Source organism: Vibrio sp. 378 (assembly GCF_033339435.1).
Window position 1 is genome coordinate 1 of sequence record NZ_JAWOUO010000636.1, and the last position, 661, is coordinate 661.

Consider the following 661-nt stretch of genomic DNA (forward strand, 5'->3'; position numbering starts at 1 on the left):
AATATGGCTACATTTAAAGGTATTTAATCTGGTCGAGTTTGATTTATTGGTATAAGATTCGCCGCCTTGTTGTAGAAAACCTGTTCCATCATGATCGATTTAGCTGTACTTCCTATTTATCTCACGGCGGTTATCGCCTTATTGCTTTTGCCGGGCCCTGATATGTTGCTGATTGCGAGCTCAAGTATGAGCTACGGCAAAAAGGTTGGCCTATTTGCCAGTCTGGGGAACGCGACGTCTGGCCTTATCCTTACTTTACTTGCTGCGATGGGGGTTTCAACCCTGATTGCGATGAGCCCTGTGGCACTCAAAGTACTTCACCTTTTAGGTGGTGCGTACCTACTTAAAATGGGTTGGGATTGCTTGAGAGCAGAAGCTTCATCTGCTCCAGAGCTTGATCAAAAAAATAAGATGGCATCGACCTACTATCAACGTGCATTAATGAGCAATTTGCTCAACCCTAAAGCGTTGGTCTTTTTTGTGATGTTTTTGCCTCAGTTCGTTTCGAGCAATATTACCGCTTCATCCGGCGAGCAGATGCTGGCGCTTGGTTTGTTGTTGAACGCTCTTGGCCTTTTGTTCAACCTGTTATTGGTAGCGTTGGCTGGTACATTAGGGAAAGGGTTGCTGGAGAATGAGAAGTTCCGCACTTACCAGCACA

General features: G+C 45.4%; 1 protein-coding gene. It reads left to right on the top strand.

The window, feature by feature from the left end; all coding sequences use genetic code 11:
• Positions 1-90 precede the first annotated feature (90 nt).
• A partial coding sequence (locus tag R7Q48_RS27990; RefSeq protein ID WP_318133563.1) for a LysE family translocator occupies positions 91-661 on the top strand: 571 nt, incomplete at its 3' end.